Source organism: Kitasatospora sp. NPDC097605 (assembly GCF_040302725.1).
GTDB lineage: Bacteria > Actinomycetota > Actinomycetes > Streptomycetales > Streptomycetaceae > Kitasatospora.
This window is the reverse complement of sequence record NZ_JBEOSF010000011.1, coordinates 199,589-215,631: the sequence shown is the minus strand read 5'-3', so window position 1 is coordinate 215,631 and position 16,043 is coordinate 199,589. Positions and strand designations below refer to the sequence as shown.

Genomic DNA, 16,043 nt, shown 5'->3' with positions numbered 1-16,043 from the left:
AATCAGCGGGTCCGGGGTTCGAGTCCCTGGCGGCGCACAGACAAGCCGGAAGGCCCCTCGTGAGAACGAGGGGCCTTCCGGCGTTTCCGGATGCGTCCGGGCGGCTCCGGAACAGGCCCCGCGACGGGACGGGCCCCACCACGGGACGGGCCGCCCGCCGGGGCGGACGGCCCGTTCACCGGTACCGGCAGCGGCCCGGGGCTCAGCGCCCGCGCAGCTCGCGGTAGCGGGCGACCAGCGCCGCGGTGGAGCTGTCCAGCGCCTCCACGCCCTCGCCGGTCAGCAGCACCGGCTCGATCCGCTTGGCAAGCACCTTGCCCAGCTCGACGCCCCACTGGTCGAAGGAGTCGATGTTCCAGATCGCGCCCTGGACGAACACCTTGTGCTCGTAGAGGGCCACCAGCTGGCCGAGCACCGAGGGGGTCAGCTCGCCGGCCAGCACGGTGGTGGTCGGGTGGTTGCCCCGGAAGGTCTTGTGCGGGACCAGCTCGGCCGGCACGCCCTCGGCGGCGACCTCCTCCGGCGTCTTGCCGAAGGCCAGCGCCTGGGTCTGGGCGAAGAAGTTGGCCAGCAGCAGGTCGTGCTGGGCGACCAGGCCGGGCAGCAGGTCGGCGACCGGCTTCGCGAAGCCGATGAAGTCCGCCGGGATCACCTTGGTGCCCTGGTGCAGCAGCTGGTAGTAGGCGTGCTGGCCGTTGGTGCCGGGGGTGCCCCACACCACCGGGCCGGTCTGCCAGGTCACCGGGCGGCCCTCGCGGTCCACCGACTTGCCGTTGGACTCCATGTCCAGCTGCTGGAGGTAGGCGGTGAACTTCGACAGGTAGTGCGAGTACGGCAGCACGGCGTGCGCCTGGGCGTCGAAGAACGCGCCGTACCAGACCCCGAGCAGGCCGAGCAGCAGCGGGACGTTCTCCTCCGGCGGGGCGGTGCGGAAGTGCTCGTCGACCAGGTGGAAGCCGTCCAGCATCTCGCGGAAGGCGTCCGGGCCGATGGCGATCATCAGCGAGAGGCCGATCGCCGAGTCGTAGGAGTAGCGGCCGCCGACCCAGTCCCAGAACTCGAACATGTTGGCGGTGTCGATGCCGAAGTCGGCGACGCCCTCGGCGTTGGTGGAGAGCGCGACGAAGTGCTTGGCCACCGCGTCGGTGTCCGCGCGCAGCTCGGTGAGCAGCCAGTTCCGCGCCGAGACCGCGTTGGTGATGGTCTCGATGGTGGTGAAGGTCTTGGAGGCGACGATGAAGAGCGTCTCGGCGGCGTCCAGGTCGCGGACCGCCTCGTGCAGGTCGGCACCGTCCACGTTGGAGACGAAGCGGACCTCGAGGTCGCGCCGGGTGAAGGAGCGCAGCACCTCGTAGGCCATCGCGGGGCCGAGGTCGGAGCCGCCGATGCCGATGTTGACGACGGTGCGGATCCGCTTGCCGGTGTGGCCGCGCCACTCGCCGCCGCGGACCTGCTCGGCGAAGGCGGCCATCTTGTCGAGCACGGCGTGCACGGCGGGGACGACGTTCTCGCCGTCGACCTCGACGACCGCGTCGCGCGGAGCGCGCAGCGCGGTGTGCAGGACGGCCCGGCGCTCGGTGGTGTTGATCTTCTCGCCGCGGAACATGGCGTCCCGCAGCCCGGCGACGCCGGTGGCCCCGGCCAGCTCGCGCAGCAGCGCCAGGGTCTCGTCGGTGACGAGCTGCTTGGCGTAGTCGACGTGCAGGTCGCCGACCTGGAGGGTGTAGCGGCGGCCGCGCTCCGGGTCGGCGGCGAACAGCTCGCGCAGGTGCGTGTCGCCGAACTCCTCCCGGTGCTTGGCGAGGGCGGCCCACTGCGGGGTGCGGTCCAGCGGGGTACGGGCGTCGGCGCGGGTCTCCGACATCGGTGGCTCCTCGTTTCATCTGGGTGCAGATACCGGCAGGGCCAGGCGGGAGGGTTTCGCGAGGTCGTGCGGGTACTGGGGGTGCGCCGACTCCGTTGACGGCCTTGCCCGGGGCCAGCCTATGCAACGCCGGGACCGCGGGCGGACATTCCGTTCGCCGACGATCCGTCGGCGTTCCCGCCGTTCGGACGCGCGTCGCGGGGTGTCCGCCCGGCCGTCACGGGGCGTCCGCCCGACCCGCCGGGCGGTCGCCCGGACGGACGCCCGGTCAGCTCCGGCCGGGGGTCAGCGCCGTTCGGAGCGCAGGTCGAGGCCGCGCAGCACCTGGTCGACCAGCTCGGGGTCGGCGCCGGGCTCGGCGCGGGCGACCACCATCTCGCGCCGGGAGGCGGCGATCATCTCCTGCTCGACGCTGTGCGCCGCGCGCCACTGGGCGAGCCGCTGCTTCGCCTCGGCGGCCTCCTCCTCGGCGTAGTTCTCGGGGCAGAGCCGGGCCAGCCGGTCGTGCTGACGGTCCCGCAGGCGGTCGGCGACCTCGGCGGGCAGCCGGTCGCTCTCCTCGAGTTCGCCGAGCCGCCGCAGGCCGGCCTTGGCGGCCCGCCACCAGAGCTGGCGGACCTGCTGCTCGTGCCGGTCGTGGCCGAGGTCGAGCTCGAAGCGCTTGGCCAGCCAGGGCAGCGTGAGGCCCTGGACCAGCAGGGTGAAGAGCACCACGCTGAACGCGATGAAGACCAGCCGGCCGCGCTCCGGGAAGGCCTCGCCGGAGTCCAGGGTGAGCGGGATGGCGAGCGCCAGCGCGACGGTGGCGACCCCGCGCATCCCGGACCACCAGAGCAGCACGCTCTCCTGCCAGCTGATCGGGGTGTCCTCCTCGGAGCCGGCGCGCAGCTTCTGGGAGAGCCAGCCGGCCGGGAGCAGCCAGAGCAGCCGGACCACCACGACCACGGCGATCACCACCGCGGCGTCGCCGAGCATGCCGGTCCAGCCGGAGCCGGCCTCCTTGAGGACGGTGGCCAGCTCCAGGCCGATCAGGCCGAAGGCGACACCGGTGATGAGGATCTCGACGATCTCCCAGAAGGCGTTGCCGACCAGCCGGTAGGAGACGGCGTCCGCGTCGGTGGCCCGCTCGGCGAGGTAGAGGCCGCAGACCACGACGGCGAGCACGCCGGAGCCGTGCACCTCCTCGGCCAGGCTGTAGGCGGCGAAGGGCACCAGCAGGTTGAGCGCGACCTGCTGGGTGGGGTCCTCCAGGAGGGCGGCGAGCTTGGTGTTGGCCCAGCCGAGGGCGACGCCGACGACCACCGCGACGACCGCCGAGAGGACGAAGCGCAGCACCGCCCCGCCGCCGGAGAAGTCGCCGCCGACCACCGCCTCGATGGCCAGCGAGTAGACGACGATCGCGGTGACGTCGTTGAACAGGCCCTCGCTCTCCAGGATGGAGACCAGGCGGCGGGGCAGGCCGACGCTGCCGGCCACCGCGACGGCGGCGACCGGGTCGGGCGGGGAGACCAGGGCGCCGAGCGCGATGGCGGCGGCGATCGGCAGTCCGGGCAGCAGCCAGTGCACGGTGCCGGCCACGGCGGCGGTGGTGACCACCACCAGGGCGACGGCGAGCAGCAGGATGGAGCGGATGTTCGCCTTGAAGTAGCGGACCGAGGAGCGCCGGGCGACGGCGAAGATCAGCGGTGGCAGGACCAGCGGCAGGATCAGCTCGGGTTCGATGGCGATGTCCGGGATCTGGGGGATCAGCGCCATGGCGATACCCAGCAGGGTCATCAGCACGGGTTGGGGCACGCCGGTCCGGCGGGCCAGCGGCATGGTCACCACGGAGGCGAGCAGCACCAGGAAGAGCAGGGGCAGCTGGCCCACGGGGACGTCCTCTCGGCGGCGGGCGGTGGCGCACTGGTGTGCGGGTCCGGACATGGCCCGGGCCGCCGTCGAGGATAAATCCGACAATGATCTCAACTGGCACGACACGCCGGTGAGGGGTTGACCTCAAGTGGGCTTCACCCCGCAGGATCGGGGGGACCCGAGACCGCCTCCGCAGGACTCGGCCGGATCCGACAGGAGCGCCCGTGATGAAGGCAGTGACCGTCCCCCGGTTCGGCGGCCCCGAGGTGCTGCGGGTGACCGCGGTGCCCGACCCCGTCCCCGGCCCCGGCCAGGTACGGGTGCGGGTCTACGCCGCCGGGGTGCAGCCGGTGGACCTCGCGATCCGGGAGGGCTGGGCCCCGCCCGGCGTCGAGCTCACCCCCGGGCTGATCCCCGGCAACGAGTTCGCCGGGGTGGTCGACCGGCTCGGGCCGGACATCGACGGCTGGGCCGTCGGGGACGAGGTGCTGGGCTTCCGGCTGCTCGGCTCGGCCGCCGAGCTGGTCGCGGCCGACGCCGCCCAGCTGGTGCGCAAGCCGGCCGGGATGCCCTGGGAGCACGCGGGCGCGCTGTCCGCCTCCGGGCAGACCGCGCACCTGGCGCTCGGCGAGCTGAAGGTCGGCGAGGGCGACACGGTGCTGGTGCACGGCGCCGCCGGCGGGGTCGGCACGGTCGCCGTCCAGCTGGCGCGGGCCTGGGGCGCCACGGTGGTCGGCACCGCGAGCGAGCGCAACCACGACTACCTGCGGGAGCTGGGCGCGATCCCGGTCACCTACGGCGAGGGGCTGGTCGAGCGGGTCCGGGCGGCGGCGCCGCAGGGTGTGGACGCGGCCTTCGACGCGGCCGGGCGCGGGGCGCTGGAGGCCTCCGTCGAGCTGGTCGCCGACCGGGCCCGGATCGGCACGGTGGTCGACTACCCGGTGGCCCGGCGGCTCGGCGTGCTGGGGATCCGGGGGCCGCGCACGGCGACCCGGCTGGCCGAGCTGGTCGGCCTCTGGGAGGCGGGCACGCTGCGGCTGGAGATCGCCGACACCTTCCCGCTGGGGCGGGCGGCCGACGCCCACCGGCTGGTCGGTGCCGGGCACGTGCGGGGGAAGGTCGTCCTCACCCCCTGAGCGGCCCCGCGGGCGGGGCTCCGGGCCGATTGTGTGTTTCGGCCGCTGACCAGGTAATGTCTTCCTCGTCAGCAGGCGCCGCTAGCTCAGTTGGTTAGAGCAGCTGACTCTTAATCAGCGGGTCCGGGGTTCGAGTCCCTGGCGGCGCACAGACAAGCCGGAAGGCCCCTCGTGAGAGCGAGGGGCCTTCCGGCGTTTCCGGCCGGCCCCTCCCCCGGCCCCCTGCCGCCTCAGTGCGGGATGGCGGCGATCAGCTCGGAGGCGCCCTGCCGCTTGAGAGCGAGGGCGGCCGCGGTGCCGAGGTCCTCCGGGCTCAGCGCGCCGGCCCACTCGTGGGCGTCCAGGACCTGCTTGCCGTCGGGGGTGAAGACCCGGCCGCGCAGCGAGAGCCGGCCGTCGGCCTCGGCCCGGGCGTAGCCGGCGATCGGCGAGTTGCAGTGCCCCTGGAGCACGTGCAGGAACATCCGCTCGGCGCTCGCCTCGCGCCAGGTCGGGTGGTCGCCGAGGCCGGCGACCGCGTCGATGGTGGCGGTGTCCTCGGCGCGGCACTGCAGGGCGAGGATCCCGGCGCCGATCGGCGGGCACATCGCGTCGGGCGACAGCACCTCGCTGATCCGCGCCGTCTCGCCGATCCGCTCCAGCCCGGAGAGCGCGAGCAGCAGCGCGTCCGCCTCCCCCGCCGCGAGCTTGGCCAGCCGGCTGTTGGCGTTGCCGCGCATCGGGACGCATTCCAGGTGCGGGTGGGAGGCGGCGAGCTGGGCCCGGCGGCGGACCGAGGAGGTGCCGATCCGGGTGCCGGGCGGCAGCTCGTCCAGGGTCCGGCCGCCGGGGTGGACGAGCGCGTCGCGGATGTCGTCGCGGCGCAGGTAGGCGGCGAAGACGGTACCGGCCGGCAGCGGGCGGTCGGCCGGAACGTCCTTGAGGCAGTGCACGGCGAGGTCCGCCTCGCCGGCGAGCAGCGCGGCGTCCACCTCCTTGGTGAACGCGCCCTTGCCGCCCAGCCGCGCGAGGTCGCCCATCCAGCGGTCGCCGGAGGTGGTCACCGGCACCACCTCGGTGCGCACCCCCGGATGCAGGGCGGCCAGCTCGGCCCTGACCCGCTCGACCTGGGCGAGCGCCATCGGCGAGGAGCGGGAGACGATGCGGATCAACTCTGCGGTGGTCATTGCTGGATGATAGGCCGTCATGACACCGCGGGCGGGGTCGGGTCACCCGGCCGGCGGCGCGGCGGCGGGGCGGGGGAAGCGGCCGATCAGGTGCTCGGCCACCACCAGGTTGATCAGCCAGCAGGTCCAGCCCACGGCCGCGTAGGCCTGCTCGAACGGGACCCCCGCGAGGTCCATCACCGGGAGCCAGATCCGCAGCGTGGCGGCGGCCAGGATCAGCGCGAACGAGCGGGTGGCCCAGGCCCGGTGGCGGACGGGGTCGCGGCGCCGGGCGGCCCGCCAGGCCAGGGCCGAGGAGAGCAGCAGCAGCACGGCGAGCGCGGTGAAGCCGATCGGCGCGATCGGGCCGACCAGCCCGGACGGCGCCAGCAGCAGGCCGCCGGTGCCGGTGGCCAGGACGGCGAGCAGGTAGAGCCGGCCGGTCAGCCGGTGCAGGCCCGGACGGCGGGCGCGCAGCCGGGGCAGGAACTGCCAGGGGCCGAGCAGGATCGCCAGCACCCCGCCGCCGACGTGCAGGGCGAGCGGGACGCGGTGGGCGAGGTAGACGGCCCGCTGCTGGTCGAGGAAGACCTCCGGGTCGAGGGTCAGGTAGCGGGCGGTGAGCAGGGCGGTGGCGAAGGCGAGCACGGTGACCGTCCACCAGCCCGCCCGGCGGGCCCGGCCGGGGCGGGGCGCGGACGGGGCGGGGGCGGACGGGGCGGGGGCGGACGGAGGGGCCTGGGGTGCCGGGTCGGGAGCGTTCATGGCCCGGACGCTACGGACCGCGGGGGCCCGGCCGCGTCCGCCCGGCGGGGTCCCGCGGCCTGCCACCGCGGGGGTGCCCGGACGGCCCGGACCCCCGCCCGACCGGGTCCGCAATACCCCACCGGGGCGATGCGCCGGCCGGGCGGCCGCCGCTACCGTACGGCCCGGGCGCCCGCACCACCGCGCGGCGGCCACCGCCCCGACACCGGAGCCGCCATGAGTTCTCCGCCGTTGAGTTCTCCGCCGCGCGCCCGGGCGGTCCCGCAACCCGGGCGGCTGCTCCCCGCGCTCCGGGCGGTGCCGGCCGACCGCTGGGACGTCGCCCTGGCCGGGGTGTTCCTGCTCATGATGACCGTCGAACGGATCGGCGCGGCCGGCCGGCTGCACGGCGACCTGCCGCTCGCCCTCGCGCTGAGCACGACGGTGGCCGCCCCGCTGGCGGTGCGCCGGACCAGGCCGGTGGCCGGGTACCTGGTCGGGGCGGCCGCGCTCTCGGCGGAGGCGCTGTTCGTGCTGCCGAGCCCCGTCTCGCCGTACGCCGACCTGGTCGGCCTGTACTCGCTCGGCCTGTACGCGCCCCGCCGGCGCGCCTGGACCGGGCCGTTCGCCGCCCTGCTCGGGATGGCCGCGTACTTCGCCGACCTCGGCCGCTCCTACCCGGTCATCCCGGCCGGGGTGCTGTTCCTCTGGCTGCTCGGCTGGGCGGTCGGCTACGGGTCGGCCCGGCGGGCCGAGCAGCGCGAGAGCGCCCGGCTGCTGCTGCGCCGGGAGGTGGTCGCCGAGGAGCGGGCCCGGCTGGCCCGGGAGCTGCACGACTCGGTCGGCCACACCCTGAACGTGGTGCTGGTCCAGGCCGGGGCCGCCCGCCGGCTGCTGGACCGGGAGCCGGAGCGCACCCGGGAGCTGCTGTCCGGCATGGAGCACACCGGGCGGGAGGCGCTCGACGACCTCGACCGGGTGCTCGGCCTGCTGCGGCGCGGCGCGGGCGACGGGGACCCGGAGGGCGCGGCGCCGCAGCCCGGGATCGCCGATCTGGAGCGGCTGGCCGCGCGGCTCGGCGGGGCCGGGCTGGAGGTGCGGCTGCGGATCGACCCGGCCGCCCGCCGGGTGCCGCGCAGCCTGGACGTGTCGGCGTACCGGATCGTCCAGGAGGCACTCACCAACACGGTCAAGCACGCGGGCGCCCGCAGCGTCGGGGTCACCGTCCGGTGCGCGGGCGGCCGGCTCGCCGTCGAGGTGAACGACGACGGGCGGGGCGTGCCCGCCGGGTACGCGCCCGGCCGCGGGTTGCTGGGGGTGGCCGAGCGGGTCTCGGTGCTCGGCGGCCGGGTGGAGCACGGGCCGGGCGAGCCGGGCGGGTTCCGGCTGCGCGCCGAGCTGCCCGTCCCGTGAACGCCGTGGGGGCCGGGCGGGTGCGCGTGGTGGTGGCCGACGACGACGCGCTGCTGCGCGCCGGGGTCTCCCTGGTGCTGGAGACCGACGAGCGGATCGAGGTGGTCGGCCAGGCGGCGGACGGGCTGGCGGCGGTGGCCCGCTGCCGGGAGCTGCTGCCGGACGTGGTGCTGATGGACGTCCGGATGCCCGGGGTCGACGGGGTGGAGGCGACCCGGCGGATCACCGCCGCCGGGCTGCCCACCCGGGTGCTGGTGCTGACCACCTTCCACCACGACGACTACGTGTGGGGCGCGCTGCGGGCCGGGGCGGCCGGCTTCCTGCTGAAGCGGGCCTCGGCCGAACGGCTGATCGACGCGGTGCACACGCTGGCCGCGGGCGAGTCGGTGCTGGACCCGGCGGTCACCCGTGACCTGGTCGCCCAGGTGGTCGGCCGGGACGGCGGGCGGCCCCCGGCGGAGCCGGAGGACGCCCGGCTCGCCCAGCTGACGGCGCGCGAGCGGGAGGTGCTGCGGCTGGCGGCCGAGGGGCGGTCGAACCGGGAGATCGCCGCGCTGCTGGTGCTCGCCGAATCGACGGTGAAGACCCATATGAAGCGGATCCTGGCGAAGATCGACGCCCGCGACCGGGCCCAGGCGGTGGCCATCTCCTACCGCGGCGGGCTAATGCCGCCCCGGGGCCCGCTCGGCGGGTACTGAGCCCACGGGCTACCGGTCGGGGCGGCGGACCGGGAAGCCGTGGGCGCGGGCGGCGAGCACCAGGGCGAGCACGGGCAGCAGCAGGAGCAGCACGGCCCACGGGAAGGAGCCGGTGCCGAGCCGGTCGAGCAGCAGGCCGCCCGCCACTCCCCCGCCGGCCATCGCCGCGTTCCACAGGGTGACCAGCATCGCCTGCGCCGCGTCCGCCTGCTCGCCGCCCGCGTCACCGGCGGCGGTCTGCAGCAGGGTCGGGACGCCGCCCCAGCCGAGCCCCCAGAGCACGGCGGCGGCGTACACGGCGGCGGCGCTGCCGGCCGCCAGACCGAGCACGGCGGCCGCGGCGGCGACCAGCAGGGTCGAGGCGAGGGTGAGCGCGCGCAGCCGGCGGTGGATGTGGGCGCCGGTGAACCAGATGCCCGCCAGCGAGGCCACCCCGAAGGCGAGCAGCACGGCGTCGGTGGCGCCGCCCATGCCGCGCCGGTCGAGGAAGGGCGCGATGTAGGTGTAGAGGACGGTGTGGGCGAGGACGAAGACGAAGGTGACGGCGAGCACCGGGGTGACGCCGGGGACGGCGAGGGCGCGCAGCACCGGGGTGCGTTCGCCGCGGGCCTGGCCGGGCACCTCGGGGACGGCCGCGGCGATCCAGCCGGTCACGCCGAGGGCGACCGCGGTCATCAGCAGGAAGGCCACCCACCAGCCGAGCACCTCGCCGAGGAAGGTCCCGGCGGGAACGCCCAGCGACAGGGCGAGCGGGGCGCCGGTCATCGCGACGGCGATGGCCCGGCCCTGGAGCTCGGGCGGCGCGAGCCGGCGGGCGTACCCGGCGAGCAGGGCCCAGGCGAGGCCGGCGGCGACCCCGGCGACGAACCGGGCGGCCATGGTGAGCGGGTAGTCGGTGGAGAGCGCGGTGACGGTGTTGGCGGCGGCGAAGCCGAGCATCGCGGTGAGCAGCAGGCGCCGCCGGCCCCAGCCGGCGGTGGCGGCGGTGAGCGGGACGGCGGTGACGGCGGTGCCGAGGGCGTAGACGGTGACGGCCTGGCCCATGGCCGACTCGCCGACGCCGAGGTCGGCGCTCATCGCGGGCAGGACGCCGGCGGGCAGGGTCTCGGTGAGGGCGGTGACGAAGACGGCGGTGGCGAGGGCGAGGAGGGCGGGCAGCGGCAGCGTGGCCCGCGACCCGGGGGGAGTGGGGACCGGGGTCCGTGTGGAGGTCGGCATGGCCGTTATGCTCGAACGCTCACATTGATGTGAGGGTCAACGCGACCGGCTGTGAGGTGGGCCACATGCGGATCGGGGAGCTGTCCGAGCGGACCGGGGCGTCCCGGCGGCTGCTGCGCTACTACGAGGAGCAGGGGCTGATCGCGCCCGAGCGCTGTGCGAACGGCTACCGGGCGTACGACGACGCGACGGTGGACCGGGTGATGCAGATCCGGGGGCTGCTCGACGCGGGGCTGCCGACCCGGATCATCAAACAGGTGCTGCCCTGCCTCAGCAAGCCCCGGGCGATCCACTTCGAGGACGCCACCCCGGAGATGATCGCCACCCTGGAGCGGGAGTTGACGGGGATCAGCGCGCGGATCGCCTGTCTGACCCGCAACCGGGACGCGATCGCGGAGTACCTGACCGCGGTGCGGGTGGACCGCTGAGCGGCGGGGGTCGGCCCGCCGCCGCTCAGCGGCCGGTCCGTCAGCGGCGGAAGTAGGAGTCGAAGTTCTTCGAGAACTCCCGGCCGCCGAACTGGTCCCAGTTGATCGACCAGGTCATCAGGCCGCGCAGGCCGGGCTGGGCGCCCGCCTTCGGGACGTAGCTGCCGCAGTTGGCCAGCTTGGTGAGGCAGTCCAGGGCCTTGTTGACCTCGGCCGGGGCGACGTAGCCGTTGCCCGCGTTGGTGGTGGCCGGCATGCCGATGGCGACCTTGGACGCGGGCAGCGCCGGGAAGACGTTGTTGGTGTTGCCCGCCACCGGGAAGCCCTTGAGCAGCATGTCGGTCATCGCGACGTGGAAGTCGGCGCCGCCCATCGAGTGGTACTGGTTGTCCAGGCCCATGATGGAGCCGGAGTTGTAGTCCTGGACGTGCAGCAGGGTCAGGTCGTCGCGCAGGGCGTGGATGACCGGCAGGTAGGCGCCGGCCCGCGGGTCCTGGCCGCCCCAGGGGCCGGAGCCGTAGTACTGGTAGCCGAGCTGGACGAAGAAGGTCTCCGGCGCCATGGTCAGCACGAAGTTCGGACCGTACTTGGCCTTGAGCGTCTTGATCGCGGAGATCAGGTTGACGATGACCGGGCTGGTCGGGTTCTTGAAGTCGGTGTCACCGGTCTGGAGCGACAGCGAGTGGCCCTCGAAGTCGATGTCCAGGCCGTCCAGGCCCCACTTGTCGATGATCGCCGAGACGGAGCTGACGAAGGCGTCCCGGGCGGCGGTGGTGGTGAGCTGGACCTGGCCGTTCTGGCCGCCGATCGAGATCAGCACCTTCTTGCCCTTGGCGCGCTTGGCGGCGATGGCGGCCTTGAAGTCGGCGTCGGACTCGACGCCCGGGCACTCGGTGACCGGGCAGCGGTTGAACCGGATGTCGCCGGAGGTGACCGAGGTCGGCTCGCCGAAGGAGAGGTTGATGAAGTCCCAGGAGTCGGGGACGTCCGCCATCTTCGTGTAGCCGGCGCCGTTGGCGAAGCTGGCGTGCAGGTAGCCGACCAGGGACTTGGAGCCGGGCGGCGGCGTGGTGGGCGTGCCGGTGGGCGTCTCGGTCGGGGTCACGGTGGGCGTCACGGTCGGGGTGACCGTCGGCGTCACGGTGGGGGTGACCGTGGGGGTCGGCGTGATGGTCGGGCTGGGTGCGCCGGGGCCGTCCAGCGAGACGTCGTCCGCGTAGTAGGTGCCCTGGCCGTACCAGCCGTGGGTGTAGACGGTGGCGCTGGTCTGGGTGGCGCCGGTGGTGAAGCTGACGCTCAGCTTCTGGTAGGCGCCGCCGGTGCCGGGCGTCCAGGTGGCGGTGCCGCCGTCCACGCCGAGGTAGACGTACGAGCCCTTGAGGTGGGCGCTGAGCGTGTAGGTGGTGTTGGGCGCGACCGTGACGGTCTGCGCGCACCGGGCCGTGTCGCCCGCCGAGGCGGCCGCGGCCAGCGCGTAGCTGCCGCCGTGGGCCTGGCCGGTGACGACGCTGCCGGTGCCCGCGGAGCAGCTCCACGGGCCGAGGGAGCCGCTCTCGAAGCCGCCGTTGACCAGGAACTCGCCGGCCGAGGCGCTGGGCGCCAGGCCCAGGGTCAGGGCGGCCATGGTGGCGGCGGCGACGGCCGAGGCGGTGCCGGCGGCCAGCGCGGTGCGCGAGCGGCGGCGGGGGGCCGGAGGGGTCGGGGCGATGGGGGTTCTGCGCATGTGGGGGACTCCTTGCGGAGGGCGCGGTCGTGGGGGTGTCCGGGCATGCCTGGACGCGCACCGGTGGTGGGGGAACGGCGCGGCCGGGCCTACGAGTTGGACTAGACCACTGAAGTGGATCCGGCCGTACGGTGTCAATGGTCCAGACCGGTTCCGGCCCCGGTACGGGCGGCTGCGGGGCCCTTCCGGTTGCCGCGCGTGACACCCCGTCGAAGCATGGAGGGGTGACGTCGCCCGGCTACCTCCGCTACCCGCACCTGCGCGGGGGCCTGCTGGCGTTCACCGCCGAGGACGACATCTGGATCGCCGCGCTGGATGCCGGCACCGACACCGGGGCGGCCACCGGCCGGGCCTGGCGGGTCAGCTGCGACCGCACCCGGGTCAGCCACCCCCGGTTCTCCCCCGACGGCCGCACCCTCGCCTGGACCGCCTGGCAGAGCCTCGCCCCCGAGATCTGGACCGCGCCCGTCGAGGGCGGCGAGGCCGTCCGGCTCAGCCACTGGGGCAGCCAGGACACCCGGCTGCGCGGCTGGCTCCCGGACGGCGAACTGCTCGCCGTCACCTCCTACCACGAGCCCTTCGGCCACTACACCTGGGCGCACGCCCTGCCCCCCGACGGCAGCCCCTCCCGCCGGATGCCCTGGGGACCGGTCGGCGACGCCCAGGTCGGCCCGGCCCACACCGTGCTGCTCACCGGCGCCGCCCCGCACGAGCCCGCCGCCTGGAAGCGCTACCGCGGCGGCGCCACCGGCCGGCTCTGGGTGGACGGCGAGCAGATCCTCGCCGACCTGCCCGGACACCTCGCCTCACCCATGCCGGTCACCGCCCCCGACGGCGAGCGGATCGCCTTCCTCTCCGACCACGAGGGGGTCGGCAACCTCTACTCCTGCCGACCCGACGGCACCGGCCTGCGCCGGCACACCGACCACGCCTCCTACTACGCCCGCGAGGCCGCCACCGACGGCGTCCGGATCGTCTACCAGCACGCCGGCGACCTCTGGCTGCTCGACGGCCTGGACGCGCCCGCCCCGCGCCGGCTGCGCGTCCCGCTCGGCGGCGCCCGGGCCGGCCGGCGCCCGTACCAGGTGAGCGCCGCCTCGCACGTCAAGGACCTCGCCTGCGACGCCACCGGCCGGGCCGGGGTGGTCACCGTGCGCGGCAGCCAGTACTGGCTCACCCACCGCGACGGCCCGGCCCGGGCGCTCGCCGACACCCCCGGCGTGCGCACCCGGCTGCCCGTCGTGCTCGGCCGCACCGGCGAAGCCGCCTGGATCACCGACGCCCGGGGCGAGGACGCGGTCGAGATCGTGCCGCTGCCCGGCCACGAGCACGCGCCCTCGCAGCACGGCCGCCGGGTGCTCGCCGCCGGGCGGATCGGCCGGGTCCTGGAACTCACCGCCGCCCCCGACGGCGCCCGCCTCGCCGCCACCACCTCCGACGGCCGGCTGCTGTTGGTCACCGCCGCCGACGGCACCGTGCGCGAGGTCGCCGCCTCCGGCCACGGGCCGGTCACCAGCGCCCGCTTCTCCCCCGACTCGCACTGGGTCGCCTGGTCCCAGCCGGCCGCCGGCCGCTCGCTGCGCCGCATCCGGCTCACCCGCGCCGACGCCCCCGCGCCGGTCACCGACGTCACCGACGGCCGGTTCGAGGACGAGCAGCCCGTCTTCACCCGGGACGGGCGCTACCTCGCCTTCCTCTCCTGGCGCGGCTTCGACCCGGTGCACGACGTGCACACCGGCGACCTCTCCTTCCCGCTCGGCTGCCGCCCCTACCTCGTCCCGCTCACCACCGACACGCCGTCCCCGTTCGCCGCCCCCGCCGAGGACGGCGCCCCGCACGGCGACGGCGGCGGGGACGGCACCGTCGAGGTCGACGCCGAGGGCATCGGCGAGCGGCTGATCCCGTTCCCGGTGCTCGCCGGCAAGTACTCGGCCACCGATTCCGTGCGCGGCGGGCTGGTCTGGCTGCGCTGGCCGATCTCCGGCGTGCTCGGGCAGACCTTCACCAACCCCGACGACACCTCCGGCCGCCCCTCCCTGGAGTACTTCGACCTGGCCCGCGGCTCGCGCTCCACGCTCGCCGACCGGCTCGACGGCTACGCGGTCTCCGGCGACGGCGGCTCGGTGGCCGTCTACTCGGCCGGCACCCTGCGGATCGTCCCGGTCACCGCCCCGTCCGCCGGCACCACCGTCGACCTGCGGCGGATCACCCACACCGTGCACCCGGCCGCCGAGTGGCGCCAGGCCTACGCCGAGGCCGTCCGGATCGTGCGCGACCAGTTCTGGGACGCGGGCATGTGCGGACTGGACTGGCCCGCCCTGGCCGCCCAGTACGAGCCGCTGCTGGAGCGCATCGCCGGCCCCGACGACTTCGCCGACCTGCTGCGCGAACTGCTCGGCGAACTCGGCACCTCGCACGCCTACGTCACCCCGTCCCGGCGCGGCGAGGGGCCCGCGCTCGCCCAGCAGCCGCTCGGCCTGCTCGGCGCCAACGCCCACCGCTCCCCCGACGGTCGCTGGCTGGTCGACCGGATCCTGCCCGGCGAGTCCTCCGACCCGCGCGCCCGCGCCCCGCTCGCCACCCACGGCGTACGGGCCGGCGACGAGCTGCTCGCGGTCGCCGGGCGGCCCGTCGACCCGGTGCGCGGACCGCTGCCGCTGCTCGCCGGCACTGGCGGGACGAGCCTGGAACTCACCCTGCGCCGGGGCGGCCCGGACGGTCCGACGCGAAGGATCACCGTCACCCCGCTCACCGACGAGCGGCCCGTCCGCTACCAGGACTGGGTGGCCAAACGGCGCGCCCTGGTGCGGGAGTTCAGCGACAGCCGGTGCGGCTACCTGCACATCCCGGACCTCGGCGGCTCCGGCTGGGCGCAGTTCAACCGGGACGTGCGACGGGAGCTGGACAAGCCCGCGCTGGTCCTGGACGTGCGCGGCAACGCCGGCGGCAACGTCTCCGAACTGGTCCTGGAGAAGCTCACCCGCCGTGTCCTGGCCTGGGACTTCAGCCGCGGCCGGGAACCCGTGCGGTGGCCGCGCGACGCGCCGCGCGGGCCGATGGTGGCGCTCGCCGACGAGGCCACCAGCTCGGACGGCGACGTCATCATCGCCGCCATCCGGCTGCTCGGGCTCGGCCCGGTGGTCGGCACCCGGACCTGGGGCGGGGTGGTCGGCATGACGGGGCGGCACCTGCTCGGCGACGGGACGCAGATCTCGGTGCCGAAGAACGCCTCCTGGTTCACCGGCGGGCTCGGCTGGTCGGTGGAGAACCGGGGCGTCGAGCCGGACGTGCACGTCGTCCGCGCGCCCCGGGACTGGGCCGCGGGGCGCTATCCGGAGCTGGTCACGGCGGTGCGGCTGGCGCTGGAGCTGCTGGACGACGTGCCGGCCGCCGTCCCGCCGCCGGCGGACACACCGCGGCCGGACCTGCGGCGCCCGCCGCTGCCGCCGCGGGAGCGGTGAGTGCCGCCGCGGGAGCGGTGAGGACGCGCCGGACGGTCAGCCCCAGGGGTCGCCCTCGGAGGTCATGTCCTGGCGGGCGCGTTCCTCGGCCTCCCGCTCGTTCGTCGCGGTGGCCTCCTGCGCCTCACGGGCCTTCTCGGTCTCGGCGCTGAAGGCGTCGACGGCCTCGTCGTGGGCCAGGGCGGCGCGCTGGGCGGCGTCGGTCATCGCGGTGGTGTCCTGCTCGGCTCCCCCGCCGAGCGTGGACCTGGTCTCCTCGGCGGTGTGCTGGGTCCTGTGGCGGAACCTGTCGAAGATGCCCATGACTCCTCCTCCGGGCGAATTCCGGACTGCCCCCACTCTCACACCGCCGCGCCCGGCCC

The 16,043-nt window shown here is 75.3% G+C and carries 12 protein-coding genes and 1 tRNA gene; 6 read left to right on the top strand and 7 right to left on the bottom strand.

Features of this window, described 5'->3' with window-relative positions; all coding sequences use genetic code 11:
- Positions 1–202: 202 nt before the first annotated feature.
- Together pgi and ABTX81_RS15665 are read right to left on the bottom strand one after the other, a co-directional pair.
- A complete protein-coding gene (gene pgi / locus ABTX81_RS15670; protein WP_350545025.1) occupies positions 203–1,864 on the bottom strand; it encodes a glucose-6-phosphate isomerase in 1,662 nt (553 codons plus the stop codon).
- Between the two features lie 285 nt (positions 1,865–2,149).
- Complete coding sequence (locus tag ABTX81_RS15665) at positions 2,150–3,733, bottom strand: Na+/H+ antiporter (RefSeq protein ID WP_350545022.1); 1,584 nt, start codon at positions 3,731–3,733, stop codon at positions 2,150–2,152.
- A 209-nt stretch (positions 3,734–3,942) separates the two neighbouring features.
- Between ABTX81_RS15665 and ABTX81_RS15660 the strand changes: the two genes are divergently transcribed.
- Both ABTX81_RS15660 and ABTX81_RS15655 read left to right on the top strand, forming a co-directional pair.
- A complete protein-coding gene (locus tag ABTX81_RS15660; protein WP_350545020.1) occupies positions 3,943–4,851 on the top strand; it encodes an NADP-dependent oxidoreductase in 909 nt (302 codons plus the stop codon).
- Between the two features lie 75 nt (positions 4,852–4,926).
- Positions 4,927–5,000 (top strand) — tRNA-Lys (locus tag ABTX81_RS15655).
- Between the two features lie 81 nt (positions 5,001–5,081).
- On the opposite strand, the gene hemC is transcribed toward ABTX81_RS15655, so the two are convergent.
- Both hemC and ABTX81_RS15645 read right to left on the bottom strand, forming a co-directional pair.
- Positions 5,082–6,017 (bottom strand): hydroxymethylbilane synthase, encoded by a 936-nt coding sequence (gene hemC, locus ABTX81_RS15650; protein ID WP_350545018.1) that lies wholly within the window; start codon positions 6,015–6,017, stop codon positions 5,082–5,084.
- A 42-nt stretch (positions 6,018–6,059) separates the two neighbouring features.
- Entirely contained in the window at positions 6,060–6,761 is a 702-nt protein-coding gene (locus tag ABTX81_RS15645; RefSeq protein ID WP_350545015.1) for a DUF2306 domain-containing protein, read from the bottom strand.
- 216 nt (positions 6,762–6,977) lie between these two features.
- On the opposite strand from ABTX81_RS15645, the gene ABTX81_RS15640 reads away from it, so the two are divergent.
- Together ABTX81_RS15640 and ABTX81_RS15635 are read left to right on the top strand one after the other, a co-directional pair.
- The gene (locus ABTX81_RS15640) at positions 6,978–8,153 is read left to right on the top strand and encodes a sensor histidine kinase (RefSeq protein WP_350545013.1); all 1,176 of its coding nucleotides are present in this window, start codon (positions 6,978–6,980) and stop codon (positions 8,151–8,153) included.
- A gap of 5 nt (positions 8,154–8,158) precedes the next feature.
- Positions 8,159–8,851 carry a response regulator gene (locus ABTX81_RS15635; protein WP_350545067.1) on the top strand — a complete coding sequence of 231 codons (693 nt, stop codon included), beginning with the start codon at positions 8,159–8,161 and terminating at the stop codon, positions 8,849–8,851.
- A 9-nt stretch (positions 8,852–8,860) separates the two neighbouring features.
- On the opposite strand, the gene ABTX81_RS15630 is transcribed toward ABTX81_RS15635, so the two are convergent.
- The gene (locus ABTX81_RS15630) at positions 8,861–10,069 is read right to left on the bottom strand and encodes an MFS transporter (RefSeq protein ID WP_350545011.1); all 1,209 of its coding nucleotides are present in this window, start codon (positions 10,067–10,069) and stop codon (positions 8,861–8,863) included.
- A gap of 65 nt (positions 10,070–10,134) precedes the next feature.
- On the opposite strand from ABTX81_RS15630, the gene ABTX81_RS15625 reads away from it, so the two are divergent.
- On the top strand, positions 10,135–10,497 hold the full coding sequence (locus ABTX81_RS15625; protein ID WP_350545009.1) for a MerR family transcriptional regulator: 363 nt from the start codon (positions 10,135–10,137) through the stop codon (positions 10,495–10,497).
- Positions 10,498–10,537: 40 nt separating this feature from the next.
- Here ABTX81_RS15625 and ABTX81_RS15620 read toward each other — a convergent pair whose 3' ends face one another.
- Positions 10,538–12,220, bottom strand: coding sequence for a chitinase (locus tag ABTX81_RS15620; RefSeq protein WP_502892781.1), 1,683 nt, complete (start codon positions 12,218–12,220; stop codon positions 10,538–10,540).
- Positions 12,221–12,444: 224 nt separating this feature from the next.
- Here ABTX81_RS15620 and ABTX81_RS15615 point away from each other — a divergent pair, with 224 nt between their 5' ends.
- Entirely contained in the window at positions 12,445–15,681 is a 3,237-nt protein-coding gene (locus ABTX81_RS15615) for a S41 family peptidase (RefSeq protein ID WP_350545007.1), read from the top strand.
- A gap of 36 nt (positions 15,682–15,717) precedes the next feature.
- Here the strand turns inward: ABTX81_RS15615 and ABTX81_RS15610 are convergent, their stop codons facing one another.
- Positions 15,718–15,984 carry a hypothetical protein gene (locus ABTX81_RS15610; RefSeq protein WP_350545005.1) on the bottom strand — a complete coding sequence of 89 codons (267 nt, stop codon included), beginning with the start codon at positions 15,982–15,984 and terminating at the stop codon, positions 15,718–15,720.
- Between the last annotated feature and the right edge of the window lie 59 nt (positions 15,985–16,043).